Annotated in this window: 20 protein-coding genes; 15 read left to right on the forward strand and 5 right to left on the reverse strand. The window is 68.5% G+C overall.

The genetic code is table 11. From position 1 onward, the window contains the following. Positions 1–334: 334 nt before the first annotated feature. From gshA to bfr, 7 genes are all read left to right on the forward strand, one after another. Complete coding sequence (gshA, locus tag KF708C_RS00355; RefSeq protein WP_029043517.1) at positions 335–1,630, forward strand: glutamate--cysteine ligase; 1,296 nt, start codon at positions 335–337, stop codon at positions 1,628–1,630. A 75-nt stretch (positions 1,631–1,705) separates the two neighbouring features. After that, positions 1,706–2,659, forward strand: coding sequence for a glutathione synthase (gene gshB, locus KF708C_RS00360; RefSeq protein ID WP_059410388.1), 954 nt, complete (start codon positions 1,706–1,708; stop codon positions 2,657–2,659). A gap of 85 nt (positions 2,660–2,744) precedes the next feature. Then, on the forward strand, positions 2,745–3,200 hold the full coding sequence (locus KF708C_RS00365) for a PTS sugar transporter subunit IIA (protein WP_020202612.1): 456 nt from the start codon (positions 2,745–2,747) through the stop codon (positions 3,198–3,200). Beyond that, complete coding sequence (locus KF708C_RS00370; protein WP_020202613.1) at positions 3,169–3,438, forward strand: HPr family phosphocarrier protein; 270 nt, start codon at positions 3,169–3,171, stop codon at positions 3,436–3,438. The genes KF708C_RS00365 and KF708C_RS00370 overlap by 32 nt, the downstream gene beginning before the upstream one ends. Before the next feature lie 136 nt (positions 3,439–3,574). Continuing rightward, positions 3,575–5,359, forward strand: a complete 1,785-nt coding sequence (gene ptsP, locus KF708C_RS00375; RefSeq protein ID WP_020202614.1) for a phosphoenolpyruvate--protein phosphotransferase — start codon at positions 3,575–3,577, stop codon at positions 5,357–5,359. Between the two features lie 235 nt (positions 5,360–5,594). Beyond that, positions 5,595–5,891, forward strand: a complete 297-nt coding sequence (locus KF708C_RS00380) for a (2Fe-2S)-binding protein (protein ID WP_020202615.1) — start codon at positions 5,595–5,597, stop codon at positions 5,889–5,891. Between the two features lie 112 nt (positions 5,892–6,003). Further along, entirely contained in the window at positions 6,004–6,483 is a 480-nt protein-coding gene (bfr, locus tag KF708C_RS00385; protein WP_059410389.1) for a bacterioferritin, read from the forward strand. 249 nt (positions 6,484–6,732) lie between these two features. Here bfr and KF708C_RS00390 read toward each other — a convergent pair whose 3' ends face one another. From KF708C_RS00390 to gpmA, 3 genes are all read right to left on the reverse strand, one after another. After that, positions 6,733–7,500, reverse strand: a complete 768-nt coding sequence (locus tag KF708C_RS00390) for a HesA/MoeB/ThiF family protein (RefSeq protein WP_059410390.1) — start codon at positions 7,498–7,500, stop codon at positions 6,733–6,735. A gap of 70 nt (positions 7,501–7,570) precedes the next feature. Continuing rightward, complete coding sequence (locus tag KF708C_RS00395) at positions 7,571–9,151, reverse strand: S41 family peptidase (RefSeq protein ID WP_059410391.1); 1,581 nt, start codon at positions 9,149–9,151, stop codon at positions 7,571–7,573. Between the two features lie 162 nt (positions 9,152–9,313). Next, on the reverse strand, positions 9,314–10,060 hold the full coding sequence (gpmA, locus tag KF708C_RS00400; RefSeq protein ID WP_059410392.1) for a 2,3-diphosphoglycerate-dependent phosphoglycerate mutase: 747 nt from the start codon (positions 10,058–10,060) through the stop codon (positions 9,314–9,316). Positions 10,061–10,199: 139 nt separating this feature from the next. Here gpmA and KF708C_RS00405 point away from each other — a divergent pair, with 139 nt between their 5' ends. From KF708C_RS00405 to KF708C_RS00425, 5 genes are all read left to right on the forward strand, one after another. Continuing rightward, positions 10,200–10,616, forward strand: a complete 417-nt coding sequence (locus KF708C_RS00405) for a rhodanese-like domain-containing protein (protein ID WP_020202620.1) — start codon at positions 10,200–10,202, stop codon at positions 10,614–10,616. An 88-nt stretch (positions 10,617–10,704) separates the two neighbouring features. Further along, positions 10,705–10,962, forward strand: coding sequence for a glutaredoxin 3 (gene grxC / locus KF708C_RS00410; protein WP_020423754.1), 258 nt, complete (start codon positions 10,705–10,707; stop codon positions 10,960–10,962). Between the two features lie 163 nt (positions 10,963–11,125). Further along, positions 11,126–11,644 carry a protein-export chaperone SecB gene (gene secB, locus KF708C_RS00415; RefSeq protein WP_020202622.1) on the forward strand — a complete coding sequence of 173 codons (519 nt, stop codon included), beginning with the start codon at positions 11,126–11,128 and terminating at the stop codon, positions 11,642–11,644. A gap of 116 nt (positions 11,645–11,760) precedes the next feature. Further along, positions 11,761–12,774 carry an NAD(P)H-dependent glycerol-3-phosphate dehydrogenase gene (locus tag KF708C_RS00420; RefSeq protein WP_059410393.1) on the forward strand — a complete coding sequence of 338 codons (1,014 nt, stop codon included), beginning with the start codon at positions 11,761–11,763 and terminating at the stop codon, positions 12,772–12,774. Between the two features lie 84 nt (positions 12,775–12,858). Then, positions 12,859–13,854 carry a Bug family tripartite tricarboxylate transporter substrate binding protein gene (locus KF708C_RS00425; protein ID WP_370552776.1) on the forward strand — a complete coding sequence of 332 codons (996 nt, stop codon included), beginning with the start codon at positions 12,859–12,861 and terminating at the stop codon, positions 13,852–13,854. 7 nt (positions 13,855–13,861) lie between these two features. Here KF708C_RS00425 and trmL read toward each other — a convergent pair whose 3' ends face one another. After that, positions 13,862–14,332: a tRNA (uridine(34)/cytosine(34)/5-carboxymethylaminomethyluridine(34)-2'-O)-methyltransferase TrmL gene (gene trmL / locus KF708C_RS00430; RefSeq protein ID WP_020202625.1), complete on the reverse strand. Its 471-nt coding sequence runs from the start codon at positions 14,330–14,332 to the stop codon at positions 13,862–13,864. Positions 14,333–14,431: 99 nt separating this feature from the next. Next, the gene (locus KF708C_RS00435; protein ID WP_082079383.1) at positions 14,432–15,349 is read right to left on the reverse strand and encodes a ComF family protein; all 918 of its coding nucleotides are present in this window, start codon (positions 15,347–15,349) and stop codon (positions 14,432–14,434) included. On the opposite strand from KF708C_RS00435, the gene KF708C_RS00440 reads away from it, so the two are divergent. From KF708C_RS00440 to coxB, 3 genes are all read left to right on the forward strand, one after another. Further along, the gene (locus tag KF708C_RS00440) at positions 15,338–16,282 is read left to right on the forward strand and encodes a methyltransferase domain-containing protein (protein ID WP_020202627.1); all 945 of its coding nucleotides are present in this window, start codon (positions 15,338–15,340) and stop codon (positions 16,280–16,282) included. The genes KF708C_RS00435 and KF708C_RS00440 overlap by 12 nt on opposite strands. A gap of 232 nt (positions 16,283–16,514) precedes the next feature. Next, on the forward strand, positions 16,515–17,024 hold the full coding sequence (locus tag KF708C_RS00445) for a DUF2244 domain-containing protein (RefSeq protein ID WP_020202628.1): 510 nt from the start codon (positions 16,515–16,517) through the stop codon (positions 17,022–17,024). 63 nt (positions 17,025–17,087) lie between these two features. Next, a complete protein-coding gene (gene coxB / locus KF708C_RS00450) occupies positions 17,088–18,344 on the forward strand; it encodes a cytochrome c oxidase subunit II (RefSeq protein WP_029043521.1) in 1,257 nt (418 codons plus the stop codon). Positions 18,345–18,353: the final 9 nt, after the last annotated feature.

Consider the following 18,353-nt stretch of genomic DNA (forward strand, 5'->3'; position numbering starts at 1 on the left):
AAAGCTTCAATTGTTTTAGGGGGGCGGCGCACATACAGTGCGAGTGAGGCAGTTTCCTCCACCTGCAGAACGCTCCCCGTATCTGTCAGGCCATTTGAAAGCGCGACGAACGTCGCGCTTTTTTTTGTCCCGGCGCCCCGGCGCGGCCCTCGGCCCGGGAGGCTGGCGGCTGGCGCGCGGTCCCCTTTGCGTCCCCCTTTTAATCCGGCCCGCCACCCCCATATTCTTCATCCTCTTGCCGGTGCTCGCATATGCTTATTCAGGCGGCGCCAGCAGCCAATTGGCCGTTCCTCTACAATCTGGGCGAACGATAAAGACGATCAATAGGATGTATATGGTCCCGCATCTCATCACCGCGCTGAACGGTCCGCTGCTCGAACTGGAAAAAAAGATCCTGGACGCGACGCCGTCCATCGAGCGCTGGTTCAGGCTGGAATGGCAGGAACATACGCCTCCGTTCTACTGTTCGGTGGACCTGCGCAACGCCGGTTTCAAGCTGGCCCCGGTCGATACCAACCTGTTCCCGGGCGGCTTCAACAACCTCGCGCCGGAGATGCTGCCGCTGGCGGTGCAGGCCGCGATGGCCGCGATCGAGAAGATCTGCCCGGACGCCAAGAACCTGCTGCTGATCCCCGAGCGCCACACGCGCAACATGTTCTACCTGCAGAACGTGGCGCGCCTGTCGCTGATCATGCGCCAGGCCGGGCTCAACGTGCGCCTGGGCTCGCTGTCCGAGGACATCACCGAGCCCACCCCGATCGAGCTGCCCGACGGCCAGACGCTGGTGGTCGAGCCGCTGGCGCGCCTGGGCGTGCGCGGGCGCCGGCTGGGCCTGAAGGACTTCGATCCCTGTTCGATCCTGCTCAACAACGATCTCTCGGCCGGCATCCCGCCGATCCTGGAGAATATCAACGAGCAGTACCTGCTGCCGCCGCTGCACGCGGGCTGGTCGACGCGGCGCAAGACCAGCCACTTCGCCGCCTATGACGAGGTGGCCAAGAAGTTCGCCAAGCTGATCGACATCGACCCGTGGATGGTCAACCCGTACTTCGCCAAGTGCTCGGGCATCGATTTCCACGAGCGCGTGGGCGAGGAAGCGCTGGCCGACTCGGTCGAGGCGGTGCTCAAGAAGATCGCCAAGAAGTACCGCGAGTACGGCATCAAGGAAACGCCCTACGTGGTGGTCAAGGCCGACGCGGGCACCTACGGCATGGGCATCATGACCGTGCGCGACCCGTCCGAGGTCAAGGGGCTGAACCGCAAGGAACGCAACAAGATGAGCGTCGTCAAGGAAGGCCTCGAGGTCAACGACGTCATCATCCAGGAAGGCGTGCACACCTTCGAGAAGGTCAACGAGGCGGTGGCCGAGCCGGTGGTGTACATGATCGACCGCTACGTGGTCGGCGGCTTCTACCGCGTGCACACCGGCCGCGGCAACGACGAGAACCTGAACGCGCCGGGCATGCATTTTGTGCCGCTGGCGTTCGCGCCCAATGGCATCCCGGACAGCCATGCCAAGCCGGGCGCGGCGGTGCCGAACCGTTTCTACATGTATGGCGTGGTGGCGCGGCTGGCCCTGCTGGCGGCCTCGCTGGAACTCGAGAAGACCGACCCCAATCCGATTCTGTAAGGCGGCGCCGCCCCCGGCGGCGCCCGACGTGCCGCGCGACGCGCGCGGCGATCCTGTCACCCGGGACGAGCCATCATGCGCATTCTGTTTATTACCGACCCGCTGGACACCTTCAAGACCTACAAGGACTCCACCTACGCCATGATGGTGGAGGCGGCCGCGCGCGGCCACGCGCTGTTCGTCTGCCTGCAGTCGCAGTTGTCGCTGTCGGCGCACCAGGTCGAGGCGGTCACGAGCCCGCTGCAGCTGACCGGCGACGCCCATGACTGGTACCGCGCCGGCGAGCCGTCGCTGCAGCCGCTGACCGGCTTCGACGCGGTGCTGATGCGCAAGGACCCGCCGTTCGACATGGAATACGTGACCAGCACCTGGCTGCTGGAGTTGGCCGAGTCGCATGGCGCCAACGTGTTCAACAAGCCGCAGGCGGTGCGCGACTTCTCCGAGAAGCTGGCGATCGCCAAGTATCCCCAGTTCATCACGCCGACCCTGGTCACGCGCGATGCCGAGCGCATCCGCGCGTTCCACGCCGAGCACCGCGACGTCATCCTCAAGCCGCTCGACGGCATGGGCGGCATGGGCATCTTCCGCGTCGGCGCGGACGGCCTGAACCTCGGCTCCATCATCGAGACGCTGGGCGAGAACGGCGCGCGCACGCTGATGGCGCAGCGCTACATCCCCGAGATCAAGGATGGCGACAAGCGCATCCTGCTGATCGGCGGCAAGCCGGTGCCGTATGCGCTGGCGCGCATTCCCAAGGACGGCGAGGTGCGCGGCAACCTGGCCGCGGGCGGCACCGGGCGCGCGCAGGAGCTGTCGCGGCGCGACCGCGAGATCGCCGAGGCGCTGGCGCCGGGGCTGTGGCAGCGCGGCCTGCTGCTGGTGGGGCTGGACGCGATCGGCGACTACCTCACCGAAGTCAATGTGACGAGCCCGACCTGCTTCCAGGAAATCACGCAGCAGACCGGCTTCCGGGTGGCCGCCATGTTCATCGACGCGCTGGAGCAGGCGGTGCAGGCCCGCGCGGCCTGAGCGCCCCGCCGGAGGCGGGGCGTCCTGGCCGATTCGCGGGCTGGAGTGCCTGCTACAATCGCGTCAATCCAACGGATTCACCACCATGGCAGGCATCCTGATCATCGCGCACGCCCCGCTGGCTTCGGCATTGCGCGAGTGCGCCGCCCACGTCTACTGCGGCCAGCCGCAGCGGCTCGAAGCGATCGACGTCATGCCCGACGCCGAGCCGGCCGCCGTGCTGGCCGAAGCGCGGCGCCGCCTGGCGGAAATCTGCGAGGACAACGGCGCGCTGGTGCTGACCGACATCTTCGGCGCCACGCCGGCCAACATCGCCGCGCGCCTGGCCGAGCCGGGCCGCGTCAGGGTGCTCGCCGGCGTCAACCTTCCCATGCTGGTGCGCGCCATTTGCTACCGTACCGAGAAGCTCGACCAGCTCGCCCTCAAGGCGCTGGCCGGCGGCTCGCAAGGGGTGCTGCAGGTAGGCTCCACCACCGTCCAGAACCAGATCGCAAATCATCCCGACAAATATGCTGCAGAGGGACACCAACATCATCAATAAGCTCGGGCTGCATGCCCGCGCTTCCGCCAAGCTGACGCAGCTGGCGGGCAGTTTCGTGAGTCAGGTCAAGATGTCGCGCAATGGCCGGCAGGTCGACGCCAAGAGCATCATGGGCGTGATGATGCTGGCCGCGGGCATCGGCTCGACCGTGACCATCGAGACCGACGGGCCCGACGAGCAGGAGGCGATGGACGCGCTGCTGGCGCTGATCGCCAACCGCTTCGGCGAGGGAGAGTAAAGGCCCGAGCGGGACCAGGCGGCGGCAGCGTCCGCCACGGCGCGCCCGGCCGGGGCCGCCTCGCCGCGTTCCGCAACGGCTCCTGAGGCTGCTGGCCCTGGCCAGATTTCTTTAAACGTTCCTGACGGAGCGGTACATGCCATTTGCCCTGCACGGCATCCCGGTCTCGCGCGGCGTCGCCATCGGCCGCGCGCATCTGCTGGCGCCTGCCGCGCTCGATGTTTCCCATTACCTGGTCGACGAAGACCGGCTCGACGACGAGGTCGAGCGCCTGCGCTCGGCGCGCGCCGTGGTGCGCGCCGAGCTCGCCGCGCTCAAGCGGGACCTGCCGCGCGAGGCGCCCGAGGAGATGGGCGCCTTTCTCGACGTGCACGCGATGATCCTCGACGACGAGGCGCTCGCGCGCGAGCCCGAGGCGCTGATCCGCAACCGCCGCTACAACGCCGAATGGGCGCTGACCACGCGGCTCGAAGAGCTGATGCGGCAGTTCGACGAAATCGAGGACGAGTACCTGCGCGAGCGCAAGGCGGACATCCGCCAGGTGGTCGAGCGCATTCTCAAGGTGCTGGCCGGCGCGGCCATGCTGGCGCCGGCCCCGGCGCCGCCGTCCTCGCTGGCGCCGGACGGCGAGCCCGCGCCGGGCGTGATCGTGGTCGCGCACGACATCGCGCCGGCCGACATGCTGCAGTTCCGCCATACCGTGTTCCACGGCTTCGTGACCGACCTGGGCGGGCGCACCTCGCATACCGCCATCGTGGCGCGCAGCCTGGACATCCCCGCCGCGGTGGGCGTGCAGAGCGCCAGCGAACTGATCCGCCAGGACGACTGGGTCATCATCGACGGCGACGCCGGGCTGGTGATCGTGGACCCGTCGGCGATCATCCTCGAGGAATACCGCCACCGCCAGAGCGAGCGCGCGCTGGAGAAGAAGCGCCTGCAGCGCCTGCGCCATACGCCGGCGGTGACGCTGGACGGGCTGGAGATCGACCTGCTGGCCAACATCGAGATGGCCGAGGATGCCAGCGCGGCGCTGGCCGCGGGCGCGGTCGGCGTGGGCCTGTTCCGCTCCGAGTTCCTGTTCATGAACCGGCGCGGCGAGCTGCCCGACGAGGAGGAACAGTTCCAGGCCTACCGCGGCGCCGTGGATGCCATGCACGGGCTGCCGGTCACGATCCGCACCATCGACATCGGCGCCGACAAGCCGCTCGACGGGCGCGACGGCAGGGACGGGCGCGGCGATCGCGGCGACGACTTCGAGACCGCGCTCAACCCGGCGCTGGGCCTGCGCGCGATCCGCTGGTCGCTGTCCGAGCCGACCATGTTCCTGACCCAGTTGCGCGCGCTGCTGCGCGCCTCGGCGTTCGGGCCGGTGCGGCTGCTGATCCCGATGCTGGCGCACGCGCGCGAGATCGACCAGACCCTGGAGCTGATCGCCCAAGCCAAGCGCCAGCTGGCGGCGCGCGGCCAGGCCTTCGACCCCAACCTCAAGGTCGGCGCCATGATCGAGATCCCGGCCGCGGTGCTGATGCTGCCGCTGTTCCTGCGGCGCATGGATTTCCTCTCGATCGGCACCAACGACCTGATCCAGTACACGCTGGCCATCGACCGCGCCGACAACGCCGTGGCGCACCTGTACGACCCGCTGCACCCGGCCGTGCTGCAACTGATCGCGCGCACCATCCGCGAGGCCAACCACGCCGGCGTGCCGGTGGCGGTGTGCGGCGAGATGGCGGGCGACCCGGCCATGACGCGCCTGCTGCTGGGCATGGGCCTGCGCGAGTTCTCGATGCATCCCTCGCAACTGCTGCGGGTCAAGCAGGAAGTCCTCCACGCCGACTGCCAGCGCCTCGAGCGCCTGGTGGGGCAGGTGCTCGAGGCCTACGAGCCGGACGAACTGGCCTGCGCGCTCAAGCAGCTCTGACAACCCTGTCCACCTTGGGGTTTTTCTGCCGGATACCACGCCCGCGGGCGCGGTATCCGGCACTTCAAGATAGCGCTGTGACGCCTCCCGCATGCCGGCAACGCCGCCCGAGTGGCGCTTTCCGGGCATGTACCCTTTGTGGCTTAATGGGAATTGTTATCATTTTCGATCTCTGATATTCTGACGTACATCGCGGGTGACATGCCGGTGTCACCCCTGCCCCAAGGAGGGATTTGTGTACGTTTGCATCTGCAACCAGGTTACCGACCGAGAAATCCATGGCGCCGTGCATCTCGGCGTGGAAACGCTCGACGAACTGGCGGAAACGCTGGGCGTGGGCACCTGCTGCGGGCGCTGCCGCGATTGCGCACAGCAGGTGCTGTGCGAAGGCGTGGCCGCGGTGCGCAGCGTCACGGTCGCCACCATCCAGATGGTGGACATTTCGTCCTGTTCGTCCTCAGGTCCGCGTGCCATAATGGACACTCGGGACCCGGCAGTCGCGAACGACCAGCAAACCGAGCTGGTTGCCTGAACTCGCCCGCAACTTCCAGGTTGCGGGGCGTTTTCCCATTTCCAGACTGCATGCGGCGCATCTTGCGCCGCTTCGCGTTTTTGCGGGGTTCCGATGCTACAGGAGCCTCCAAATGAAAGGTGACAAGAAGGTCATCCAACACCTGAACGCGCAGCTCAAGAACGAGCTGACCGCGATCAACCAGTATTTCCTGCACGCCCGCATGTACCGTCACTGGGGCCTGAAGAAGCTCGGCGAGGTGGAATACAAGGAATCCATCGGCGAGATGAAGCACGCCGACCGCCTGATCGAACGCATCCTCATGCTCGACGGCCTGCCCAACCTGCAGGACCTGAACAAGCTGCTGCTCGGCGAAGACACCCCGGAAATGCTCAAGTGCGACCTGAAGCTCGAGCAGGGCGCGCACGCCACGGTCAAGGAAGGCATCGCCTACTGCGAATCGGTGGGCGACTACGTCAGCCGCGAGATCCTGGTCGACATCCTGACCGACACCGAAGAGCACATCGAATACCTGGAAACGCAGATCGACCTGATCGACAAGGTTGGCCTGCCGAACTATCTGCAATCGCAGATGGAGCCGGGCGAGCTGTAAGCCTGGCAGTCGGCCGCAAGTTCGCGAGAACGCAGTGGCCGCATCCGCGCGGCGCCGTCCGGTGCTGCCGCCATCCGCCGCGTCCTGGCGGGAATTCCTCTCATTCGGATTCAGATTCCCATTCGAGCTCATGCGAGCCGGATCGAGCGCATTCGCGCCCATCCGGGGCGGGCCGTCCTGCGCGCGCGGGACAGCGGTTGAGGCGAGGCCCTGGCCTCCGCAAATCGTCCCTGGCCGCCAGCCGGATTGCTAGGCGCCGTGCCCGCCGTCGTGCCTGCCGCAGACCTCGCAGTCCGGCGCGCGGGCGAGCCGCATGGTGGTCCACTCCATGCCGAGCGCATCGACCATCAGCAGGCGCCCGGCCAGGCTGGTGCCGATGCCCGCCAGCAGCTTGAGCGCCTCGGCGGCCTGCACGGTGCCGACCATGCCCACCAGCGGCGCGAACACGCCCATGCTGGCGCAGGCGGCCTCCTGCGCGGGCTGCGACGGCGGGAACAGGCAGGCGTAGCACGGCGCGCCGGGCTGGCGCTGGTCGAACACGCTGACCTGCCCGTCGAAGCGCAGCGCGGCGCCGGACACCAGCGGCACGCGGTGCCGCACGCAGGCGCGGTTGACGGCCTGGCGCGTGGCGAAGTTGTCGCTGCAGTCGAGCACCACGTCGGCCCCGGCGACCAGCCGCGCGAGCTCCGGCTCGCCCGCGCGTGCGGCAATCAGCCGCACGTCGATGTCCGGATTGATGCGCAGCATGCCTTCGCGCGCCGACTCCACCTTGGGCCGGCCGACGTTGGCGGTGGTGTGGATCACCTGGCGCTGCAGGTTGGTGAGGTCGACCACGTCGTCGTCCACCACCGTGATGGTGCCGACCCCGGCCGAGGCGAGGTAGGGCAGCGCGGCCGCGCCCAGCCCGCCGGCGCCGATCACCAGCGCGTGGCCGGCCAGCAGCCGGCCTTGTCCTTCGATGCCGAGCTCGTCGAGCAGGATGTGCCGCGAGTAGCGCAGCAGTTGGTCGTCGTTCATGCGTCCTTGCGTCCTTCATGCCTGGCAACGAAAAAGCGGCCCCGCAGGGCCGCTTTTTCCGGTCGGGATATCAGGGAGTCTTGCCGGTCGGGGTGCCCAGCGGGGTCCCGATCGGCGCGCTCGCCGGCGCCTTGTCCTTGGTGGCGGGCTTGGCCGGCGCGGTGCTCTTGGGCGCGGGCCTGGTGGCCGGCTTGTCGGAGGTCGCCACGGCTTCGAGCCTGGACTTGGAGCGCTTGACCGGCTGGCCTTCGAGCTGGGCGACGGCCTGCTGCAGCATGAAGTCTTCCGCCGAGCCGAACTCGATGGGCTTCTTCTTGCGTTCCTGGTCGCGCTGCTCCGGCGTCTTCTTGGCGTTTTCTTCCTCGAGCCGGCGCAGTTCCTCGACGCGGCGCTGCTCGCGCTCGTTCATCTCCGGCTCTTCCGATTCCTGCTTGTTGTGCAGGTGGCGCTCGGTGTCGATCTCGCGCGTGATCAGCGCGTCGTCGGGATCGCCCTCGGGGTTCTGGTCGACCGGGATGTCCGGGCGGATGCCCTTGGCCTGGATCGACTTGCCGGTCGGCGTGTAGTAGTACGCGATGGTCAGCTTGATGCCGGTGTCGTTGGTCAGCGGGCGCACGGTCTGCACCGAGCCTTTGCCGAAGGTGGTCTTGCCCATGATCAGCGCGCGCTTGTGGTCCTGCAGCGCGCCGGCCACGATCTCGGAAGCCGAGGCCGAGTAGGCGTTGGTCAGCACCACCATCGGGATCTTCTTGTACAGCGCCGGCAGGTCCTTGAGCGGATCGTCCTCGAGCGACGACAGGCGGTAGTTGTTGAAGGTCGCCTTGTAGACGCGCTTGGCGTCCGGCACCTGGCCGTTGGTCGAGACCACGGTCGCGTCGTCGGGCAGGAAGGCCGCGGCCACGCCCACGGCGCCTTGCAGCACGCCGCCGCCGTTGTTGCGCAGGTCGAGGATCACGCCCTTGAGGTTGGGGTTCTTCTTGGCCAGCTCGTCGAGCTTCTTGCCCAGGTCGGCCACGGTGCGTTCCTGGAAGCTGGTCAGGCGCACCCAGGCCAGGCGGTCGTTGTCGATCAGCTTGGCCTTGACCGACTGCACGCGGATCTCGGCGCGCGTGATCGAGACCGGGAAGGTGCGCTCGTCGCTCTTGCGGTAGATGGTCAGCGTGACCTTGGTGCCCGGCTCGCCGCGCATGCGCTTGACCGCCTGCTCCAGCGGCAGGCCGCGCACGGGCTTGTCGTCGATGCGGGTGATCAGGTCGCCCGGCTGGATGCCGGCGCGGAAGGCGGGGGTGTCCTCGATCGGGTTGATGACCTTAACCAGGCCTTCTTCCTGCGAGATCTCGATGCCCAGGCCGGCGAAGCGCCCGCGCGTGCCTTCCTGCAGTTCCTTGAAGTCCTTTTCGTCCAGGTAGGCCGAATGCGGGTCGAGGCTGGCGACCATGCCCTTGATGGCTTCGGTCAGCAGCTTCTTGTCGTCGACCGGCTCCACGTACTCGCGCTTGATCTGGCCGAAGATGTCCGCCATCAGGCGCAACTGCTCCAGCGGCAGCGGCCCGGACGAATTCTGCGCCGTGGCCGAGAGTTGCATGGTAGCCAGCACGCCGGCGACGAGTCCGGCAGTAACAAGACTGATGTTCTTGAGCGTCTTACGCATGAGGGCTGCCTGAACGTGTGAGGAAAATGCGGTGTCGGACCCGGCCTGGTGCGTCACACCGGCCGGTTGTGTCCGACAGTATAAGAGGGAGTGGAAAAAAAGGCCTGACCCGCTGCGAGCCAAGGCCGGGCAGCGCGCGGCGGCGCGCGCCCGGCCCTGGCCTCAGCGTGCCTTGCCCTGGCTGGCCACGGCGGCCAGCGATGCGGCGATCGCTTCCTGGTCGCCCAGGTAGTAATGGCGCAGCGGACGCAGTTCGGCGTCGAGCTCGTACACGAGCGGGGTGCCATTGGGAATGTTGATGCCAACGATGTCGTCATCCGAAACCTGGTCCAGGTACTTCACCAGCGCGCGGATGCTGTTGCCATGAGCGGCAATCACCACGCGCTTCCCGGATTTGATGTCAGGTGCAATGAATTCGTTCCATAGCGGCAGCACGCGGGCCACCGTGTCCTTCAGGCATTCCGTGAGCGGGATCTGCTCGCGCGGCACGCCGGCGTAGCGCGGGTCGTCGTATGAGGCACGCGGATCGTCCTGCGCCAGCGCGGGCGGCGGGGTGTCGTAGCTGCGGCGCCAGACCAGCACCTGCTGGTCGCCGAACTTGGCGGCGGTCTCGGCCTTGTTGAGGCCGGACAGCGCGCCGTAGTGGCGCTCGTTCAGGCGCCACTCGTTGCGCACCGGGATCCACATCTGGTCCATCTCGTCCTGCACGTGCCACAGCGTGCGGATGGCCCGCTTGAGCACGGAGGTATAGGCTACGTCGAAGGCGAAGCCGCCCTCGCGCAGCAGCTTGCCGGCCTGCTTGGCCTGCGCCACGCCGGTGTCGGTCAGGTCGACGTCGACCCAGCCGGTGAAGCGGTTTTCGAGATTCCAGGTGGATTCGCCGTGACGAATGAGAACGAGTTTGTACATGCTGCTTCCAAAGCGTGAGAAACCGGTGCGCGCCATGTCACTCGCTCCGTTCATGTGTCAAGTAGGAGACAATGCCGGCTCGCGGGCGCGAAACCGTCTATTTTATAATGCCGCCGACTCAACCCACCGGAATGCCAACGTGAATTTCTTCGCCGACTACAACAACCTTGCCCTGATCGCCATCGCCGTGGTGTCGGGCGGCCTGCTGGCCTGGCCCGTCATCTCGCGCGGCTCCCTGGGCGGCAAGTCGGTCAACCCGGCTGGCGCGACGCAGCTGATCAACAGGCGCAACGCGGTGGTGGTGGACATCCGCGAGGCCGCCGAATACGCCAAGGGCCACCTGCCGCAGGCCAAGAGCGCGCCGCTCGCCGACCTGGCCAGCCGCGCCGCCGGCCTTGCAAAGGACAAGTCCGTACCCATCATCGTGGTGTGCCAGACCGGCCAGCGCTCGGGCAAGGGCCAAGCAGCGCTGAAGGAAGCCGGTTACAGTGAGGTCTATTCGCTCGAAGGCGGCCTGGCCGCATGGCAGCAAGCCGGCTTGCCGGTGGTCAAGTAAGACGCGCGCCGGGCGCGGCAGGGTGCCGGGCCGGCTGTCCCGCCGGCCGCCCCGAGCCGCGCCAGTTTCTAGTCTCAAGGAGAACCGCATGGCCCGCGTTGTGATGTACAGCACGGTAGTTTGCCCGTATTGCCAGATGGCCGAGCGCCTTCTGAAGGCCAAGGGCGTGGAGTCGATCGAGAAGATCCTGATCGACCGCGAACCCGGCAAGCGTGAAGAAATGATGACCCGCACCGGCCGCCGCACGGTGCCGCAGATCTACATCGACGAGACCCACGTGGGCGGTTTCGACGACCTCTCGGCGCTCGACCGCAAGGGCGGCCTGGTGCCGCTGCTGGCGGCCTGAGGCAAATTCCTAGCCGCGATGCGGGTGAATTCGCCACCCGCGTCATGTACCATATGCGTTTTCCAACCGGGTGCCGACCCGGGTCGCCAGCCTGGGCCTTAGCCGCCCGCGGGGCTCGTGGCCGCGGTATCTGGCGTCCAATGCCCATTCCCGGAAGCCTTTCATGAGCGACCAGCAAAACAATCAGCAGGAAGACCAGCCGTTCTTCAACATCCAGCGCGTGTACCTGAAGGACATGTCGCTCGAACAGCCGAACTCGCCCGCCATCTTCCTCGAGACCGAAGCGCCGGCCGTGGAAGTCCAGGTGAACGTGGGTGCCACCCAACTGCAGGAAGGCATCTTCGAAGTGGTCGTGACCGGCACCGTGACCACCAAGGTGCAGGACAAGGTCGCCTTCCTGGTCGAAGCGCACCAGGCCGGCATCTTCGACATCCGCAACGTGCCGGTGGAGCAGCTCGACCCGCTGCTGGGCATCGCCTGCCCGACCATCCTCTACCCGTACCTGCGCGGCAACATCGCCGACGTGATCACGCGCGCCGGCTTCCAGGCCATCCACCTGTCGGAAATCAACTTCCAGGCGCTCTACGAGCAACGCCTGCAGGCGGCCATGCAGGAAGCCGAAGCGGCCCAGGGCGGCAACAGCGGCATCGTGATGCCCGACGGCAGCCAGGCCCGCCACTGATCCTCGGATCCTGGCGCGGCATGCGGTAAAGACGGGGCCACGTGCCCCGTTTTGTGTTTTCCGGCCCGCCCGGCGGGCCACGCGGCCGGCAGGCCGTTCGAGCGAGGCAAAGCGTCATGAAAATCACTGTCTTCGGAGCCGGGGCCTGGGGCACCGCGCTGGCCAGCCATGCGGCCGCGGTCCACGACGTGGTGCTGTGGGGCCGGGAGGCCGCCGGGCTGGCGGCGATCGGCGCCAGCCATGAAAACGCCACCTACCTGCCCGGCGTGGCGCTGTCGGCGCGGCTCGCGGTGCAGGCCGACTTCGAGCGCGCCGCCGCGCACGTGGATGCCGATCCCGACGGCCTGCTGATCGTCGCCACGCCGGTCTCCGGCCTGCGCGAGATGACGCGCCGGCTGGCCGCGCGCCGCGCCGGCCTGCGCATGCTGTGGCTGTGCAAGGGCTTCGAGGCCGTCACCAATGCCTTGCCGCACCAGATGGTGCGCGAGGAGCTCGACGCCGCGGGCCGGCTCGGCGACGCCATGTTCGGCGTGCTGACCGGCCCCAGCTTCGCCCGCGAGGTGGCGCTCGGCCTGCCGTGCGCGCTGACCGTGGCCGGCACCTCGCCGCTGCTGGCCGACCTCGCGCAGCAGGGTTTCCATCACCATGCCATGCGCATCTACGGCAGCGACGACCTGGTCGGCGCCGAGGTGGGCGGCGCGGTCAAGAACGTGCTGGCGATCGCCACCGGCGCCAGCGACGGGCTCGGCCTGGGCCTGAACGCGCGCGCCGCGCTGGTCACGCGCGGCCTGGCCGAGATGACGCGGCTGGGCATGGCGCTGGGCGGGCGCGTCGAGACCTTCATGGGCCTGGCCGGCGTGGGCGACCTGATCCTGACCGCCACCGGCGACCTCTCGCGCAACCGCAAGGTCGGCCAGCAACTGGCGCAGGGCATGACGCTCGAGCAGATCCTCACCGACCTCGGCCACGTCGCCGAAGGCGTGCGCTGCGCGCAGGCGGTGGCGGCGCTGGCCGCCGCGCACGGCGTGGAGATGCCGATCACGCGCGCGGTGTGCGCGGTGCTGTTCGATGGCCTGCCGGTGGCCGACGCGGTGGCGCGCCTGCTCCAGCGCGACGCGCGCGACGAGTGAGCGCGCCGCTTTTTCCCCTTCATTTCCTTTCCCGGCGGTGATGCCCGCGTCGACGCGGATGTCCGGCCGCCCTGGTCCTGTCTCATGTCCCAAGATTGCATCGCGGCCCGCCGCCGCGTCCTGATGGCCCTTGCCGCCGCCGTGCCCGCCGCGCTGGCGTTTCCCGCGCGCGCGGCCGGCAACTGGCCCGAGCGGCCGGTGCGCCTGGTGGTGCCGTTTCCGGCCGGCTCCTCGCCGGACCTGATCGCGCGTCTGCTGGCCGAGAAGCTGTCGGCGTCGCTCGGCCAGCCGGTGGTGGTGGAGAACCGCCCCGGCGCCGGCGGCAATATCGGCACCGGCATGGTGGCGCGCGCCGCGCCCGACGGCTACACGCTGCTGCTGACCATCAACGGCCCGCTGGTCACGGCGCCGACGCTGTGGCGCCATCTCGGCTACGACCCCGTGCGCCAGCTTGCGCCGGTCTCGCTGGTGGCGACCTCGCCCAACGTGCTGGTGGTGGATGCGCGCCTGCCGGTGCGCGACGTGCGCGAGTTCGTGGCGCTGGCGCGCGCGCGTCCCGGCGCGCTGAACTACGGCTCGGTCGGCAACGGCAGCGCCGCCCATCTCGCGATGGAGCAGCTCAAGGCGATGGCGAAGATCGACCTCGCCCATATTCCGTACCCGGGCTTCGCGCAGATCACCACGGCGATGGTCGGCGGCCAGGTGCAGGCCGGCTTCATGGTACCGGCGATCGCCATGCCGCTGGTGAGCGCGGGCAAGCTGCGCGTCCTCGCCGTGACCACCAGCGGGCGCACCAGCCTGCTGCCGGCGGTGCCCACCGTGGCCGAGTCCGGTTATCCGGGCTTCGAGGCGATCTCGTGGCAGGCCGTGATGGCGCCGGCGGGCACGCCCGCGCCGGTGATCGACCGGCTCTACCGCGAGCTGGTGGCGATCATCGGCAGCGAAGACGTGCGCGCCAAGATGCGCGCGCAGTATTTCGCGCCGGCGGGCACGGCGCCGCAGTCGCTGCGCGAGACCCTGGCGAGCGAGAAGGCGCGCTGGGACAAGGTGATCCGGATCGCCGGCGTGCAGCCGGAGTAGGCGAACGCTAGGCGCCGCCGGCGAAGCCGTTCTGGCGCCAGGCCTCGAACACCACCACGGCCACCGTGTTGGAGAGGTTGAGGCTGCGGTTGTCCGGCCGCATCGGCAGGCGGATGCGCTGCGCGGCGGGAAACCACTCGCGCCGCTCCGGCGCCAGGCCGCGCGTCTCGGAGCCGAACACGAACCAGTCGCCGGGCCGGAAGGCGACCTGCCCGAACGGCGTCGCGCCATGCGTGGTGAGCGCGAACATGCGGGCCGGGTCGGGCTGTTCGCTGGCCATCAGGGCGTCCCAGTTCTCGTGCACGCGCATGGTGGCGTATTCGTGGTAGTCCAGGCCGGCGCGGCGCATGCGCGCATCCTCGAGCGGGAAGCCGAGCGGCTTGACGAGGTGCAGGCGGGCGCCGGTATTGGCGCACAGGCGGATCACGTTGCCGGTGTTCGGCGGGATCTCGGGTTCGACCAGGACGACATTGAACATGTTGGGGGGCGGGCCTCGGAGCGCCGCTTGTAAACCGCTGCGCAGCTTACCTTGCCGGGTGGCGCCTGTCACGCCGCCATCGCCACGCCCCCCTCCCCGCTACGGCGTGCGCAGCGGGACGAACAAGGTGACGCGCGCCGCGCCGTGCGCCTTCAGCACGCGCGCGGCCTCGCCGAGCGTCGCGCCGCTGGTCATCACGTCGTCCACCAGCCCGATGTGCAGGCCGGCGACCTCGCCACCCGGCGCGAGGCCGAAGGCATCCCGCAGGTTGGCCTGCCGCGCGGGCAGGTCCAGCGAGGCCTGGGCCGGCGTGTCGCGCAGGCGGGCCAGCAGCGCCGGGCGCGCGCGCACGCCCAGACGGCGCGCCAGCGGCCGGGCGATCTCCCACGACTGGTTGAAGCCGCGCGCCGCCAGCCGCCGCGGCGACAGCGGCACCGGCGCCAGCAGGTCGGGCGGGGCGGGCAGTGTCGGAGGATCGGGCAGGGCGCGCGCGGCATCGTGCATGGCCTGCCAGCGCTCGGCCAGCGCCGCCGCCAGCCAGTCCGCGAGCGGCAGCGCGCCGCCGAACTTGAGCGCCAGCACCAGCCCGTCCTGCGGGCTGGCGTAGTCGCCGAGCGTGACGGCGGCGTCGAACGCGGGCGGTTCGAGCCGGCAGTGATGGCAGCGCGGACCGTGGCGCAAGCTGTGGCGCGCATCGCGGCGCAGGGCAGGCCGCGCGCAGACGCGGCAGCGCGCCGCCGGGGCCAGCAGTTCGCGCGCGCAGCCGGCGCACACGGCGTCTTCCTGCACCTCGCCGCACAGCGCGCACGCGCACGGCAGCAGCGCGCGCCACAGCCGGCGCGCCTGGCGGCGCAGGGCGCCTTCGGCGTGGCGGGCGCCGGCAGCGGACGCGGCGCGCGCGTATACTTGCGCTCCGGCCGCCGCGCCCGCAGGCGCGCGCGCCGCATTCCGCCCGGGCGCGCGCGTCCGGCCGTGTTCCTCATTCTCCTGTTGCCTGGCTTGCCCGTGTCCCTGCATGACGCCGACTCCCCCGATGCCTATCTGCCGCCCGCGCGGCTGACCCGCCTCGCCTTCGACCGGCGCAGCGCGCGCTTCGGCCAGCTCGATTTCCTGCTGGGCGAGATCGGCCAGCGCATGCAGGAGCGCATGCAGATGATCCGGCTGTCGCCCGCGCGCGCGCTGGACATCGGCTGCGGCCACGGCCGCGGCCTGGCGGCGCTGCGCGCGCAGTACCCGGACGCGCAGATCGCCGGCCTGGACATCTCCGGCGCCATGCTGCGCGAGGCGGCCCAGCGCGATCCCCAGCGCCAGGCCGGATGGCTCGGGCGCATGCTCGGCAAGCGGCCCGTGTTCGACCTGGTGCAGGGCGATCTTGCCACATTGCCGTTTGCCCCGGCCAGCTTCGACCTGCTCTGGTCCAACCTCGCGCTGCACTGGCATCCTGAACCACATAGGGTATTTCCCGAGTGGCATCGTGTCGCACGTGACGAGGGCCTGGTGCTGTTCTCGCTGTTCGGCCCGGACACGCTGGCCGAGTTGCGCGCGGCCTTCGCCGAGGTCGATCCGGGTACCCACACGCTGCGCTTCGTCGACATGCACGACATCGGCGACATGCTGGTCAACAGCGGCTGGTCCACGCCCGTGATGGACATGGAAACGCTGACGATCACCTATGAATCGCCGCGCACCCTGCTGCGCGAAGTGCAGGCCTTCGGCGGCCTGCGGCTGCCGCCAATCCCAAGCCAGGGCTTGCGTGGCAGGCGTTGGCTCGATGCGCTGCTGGGCGCGCTCGAGCGCCGCCGCAATGCCGACGGGCTGATTCCGCTGACCTTCGAGATCGTCTACGGGCATGCGTGGAAACTGGCGCCGCGCGGCCGGCAGGACGTCGACGAAATGGGCCGCGCGGTGGTGCCGCTGGACAAGATCGGACGCGCGCGGCCGCGCCGATAGCGTGCCCCGGACGGGGCACCGCGAGGCCACCGCGTGCACCGCGCTGAAGCACAAAACCGTGTCGCGCGCCACCCCGGCGGTCAAGGGGCGGCCTTGTTCGAGCAGGTGAAGCGCCCTATAATGCGCCAGTTTGTCGCAGTGGTTCCCCTGGCACATGTGCCCCGGAATCGCACTAAGTTAGTGCGGCCCAGGCGATCGTCCCAGGTGTGCATCCTATGCAGAGTGGTGGGCGATGCAAGACTTGGGTATCGCATTCCAGACGGCGCAAGACGAGCCCGGCAGCAGTCCCGGCGGGCCCGGTGCGCCGGACAAAGACTGGCTGATGAAGCGGAATTGCTCGCTGTCGCCACGCCAGGTCGGCTGGTTCTACCTCTCAATCGTCTGTGTCTCGCTCGCCATCGCGTTGTGCTTTGCGTGGCGGGGTTCGTGGCTCGTGCTGCCCTTCGCCGGGCTGGACCTGCTGGGTCTGGGCATCGCGCTGCTGGTCTACGCGCGGCATGCGGCCGACTACGAACGCGTGAGCCTGGCGGGCGGCCTGCTGGTGGTCGTCTCCGTCAGTGCCGGGCAACTGACCCGGCATGAGTTCAACCCGCTCTGGGTGCGGGTCGAACAGGGTGAATCGTTAAGGGCGCTGGTGCAGTTGCGCTCGGGTAAGTGCGTTGTGCAGGTGGGGTGTTTTCTGGACCCGTACAAGCGCAGAAAGTTCGCGCAGGAGCTCGTATCTGCCTTGCGTTGCCTTTGAATGGAGACTGGCAGCGGCCGGGCAGGCTGACAGATTTGCATCTGTAAATTGGGTAGATAACAAATGAAAATGTGGAAGAAGGCATCCGCAGCGTGTCTGACGGGCGCGTCCCTGCTCGTTGGCCAGGCAGCCCTGGCGGTGGAAGACATGCCGGGCGGCCCCGCAGTGCGACAGCTCAATCTGGCCGAGCCCGTTACCAAGATCGCCGAACAGATTCACTGGCTGAACTGGATGATGCTGATCATCTGCACGGTGATCTTCGTCGGCGTGTTCGGCGTGATGTTCTATTCCGTGTTCAAGCACCGCAGGTCCAAGGGTGCGAAATCTGCCTCCTTCCACGAAAGCATCACCGTCGAGGTGATCTGGACCATCATCCCCTTCCTGATCGTCATCGGCATGGCGCTGCCCGCCACCAAGACGGTCGTGGCGATGAAGGACACCACCAATTCCGACATCACCATCAAGGCCACCGGCTACCAGTGGAAATGGGGTTATGACTACCTCAAGGGCGAAGGCGAGGGCATCTCCTTCGTCTCCACCCTGGCCACCCCGCGCGACCAGATCAACAACGAGGCGCCGAAGTCCAACACCTACCTGATGGAGGTGGACAACGAGCTGGTGGTGCCCGTCAACAAGAAGGTGCGCATCGTCACCACCGCCAACGACGTGATCCATGCGTGGATGATCCCGGCGTTCGGCGTCAAGCAGGACGCGATCCCCGGCTTCGTGCGCGACACCTGGTTCAAGGCCGAGAAGATCGGCGTGTACCGCGGCCAGTGCGCCGAGTTGTGCGGCAAGGAACACGCCTTCATGCCGATCGTGGTGCGCGTGGTGTCCGACGCCGACTACGCCAAGTGGGTCGACGGCAAGAAGAAGGAACTCGCCGCCAAGGCCGACGACCCCAACAAGACCTGGACCCTCGACGAACTCAAGGCGCGCGGCGAGAAGGTCTACGCCGCCAACTGCGCGGTCTGCCACCAGCCCACCGGCAAGGGCGGCGGCGCGTTCCCGGCGCTGGACGGCTCCAAGGTCGTCAACGGCCCCAAGGCCGGCCAGATGCACATCCTGCTCGAAGGCAAGGGCGCCATGCCCGTCTGGAAGCACCTCTCCGATACCGAGCTCGCCGCCGTCATGACCTTTACCCGCAACAACTGGGGCAACCATACCGGCGAAGTGATTCAACCGAGCGATTTCGTGAACGCCCGCGCGGGCAAGTTCCCGGAAGGCGGTGGCGCCGCGGGCGGCGACGCCGCGCCCAAGGCGCAAGACAAGCCCGCCGCCAAGCAGGCCAGCGTCGCGGGCGACCGCGCGGCAGGCTGATCAGGACTA

This window comes from Cupriavidus basilensis, from assembly GCF_000876015.1.
Lineage (GTDB): Bacteria > Pseudomonadota > Gammaproteobacteria > Burkholderiales > Burkholderiaceae > Cupriavidus > Cupriavidus basilensis_B.

Bases quoted from the DNA above. Each gene is read 5' to 3' on its own strand.
- KF708C_RS00395 (WP_059410391.1), bottom strand. From the start codon at position 9,151: ATGCGTAAGACGCTCAAGAACATCAGTCTTGTTACTGCCGGACTCGTC.
- coxB (WP_029043521.1), top strand. From the start codon at position 17,088: ATGAAAATGTGGAAGAAGGCATCCGCAGCGTGTCTGACGGGCGCGTCC.
- trmL (WP_020202625.1), bottom strand. From the start codon at position 14,332: ATGTTCAATGTCGTCCTGGTCGAACCCGAGATCCCGCCGAACACCGGC.
- gshB (WP_059410388.1), top strand. From the start codon at position 1,706: ATGCGCATTCTGTTTATTACCGACCCGCTGGACACCTTCAAGACCTAC.
- ptsP (WP_020202614.1), top strand. From the start codon at position 3,575: ATGCCATTTGCCCTGCACGGCATCCCGGTCTCGCGCGGCGTCGCCATC.
- KF708C_RS00420 (WP_059410393.1), top strand. From the start codon at position 11,761: ATGAAAATCACTGTCTTCGGAGCCGGGGCCTGGGGCACCGCGCTGGCC.
- KF708C_RS00390 (WP_059410390.1), bottom strand. From the start codon at position 7,500: ATGAACGACGACCAACTGCTGCGCTACTCGCGGCACATCCTGCTCGAC.
- bfr (WP_059410389.1), top strand. From the start codon at position 6,004: ATGAAAGGTGACAAGAAGGTCATCCAACACCTGAACGCGCAGCTCAAG.
- gpmA (WP_059410392.1), bottom strand. From the start codon at position 10,060: ATGTACAAACTCGTTCTCATTCGTCACGGCGAATCCACCTGGAATCTC.
- secB (WP_020202622.1), top strand. From the start codon at position 11,126: ATGAGCGACCAGCAAAACAATCAGCAGGAAGACCAGCCGTTCTTCAAC.
- KF708C_RS00365 (WP_020202612.1), top strand. From the start codon at position 2,745: ATGGCAGGCATCCTGATCATCGCGCACGCCCCGCTGGCTTCGGCATTG.
- KF708C_RS00435 (WP_082079383.1), bottom strand. From the start codon at position 15,349: ATGCAGGGACACGGGCAAGCCAGGCAACAGGAGAATGAGGAACACGGC.
- KF708C_RS00445 (WP_020202628.1), top strand. From the start codon at position 16,515: ATGCAAGACTTGGGTATCGCATTCCAGACGGCGCAAGACGAGCCCGGC.
- gshA (WP_029043517.1), top strand. From the start codon at position 335: ATGGTCCCGCATCTCATCACCGCGCTGAACGGTCCGCTGCTCGAACTG.
- KF708C_RS00425 (WP_370552776.1), top strand. From the start codon at position 12,859: ATGTCCCAAGATTGCATCGCGGCCCGCCGCCGCGTCCTGATGGCCCTT.
- grxC (WP_020423754.1), top strand. From the start codon at position 10,705: ATGGCCCGCGTTGTGATGTACAGCACGGTAGTTTGCCCGTATTGCCAG.
- KF708C_RS00370 (WP_020202613.1), top strand. From the start codon at position 3,169: ATGCTGCAGAGGGACACCAACATCATCAATAAGCTCGGGCTGCATGCC.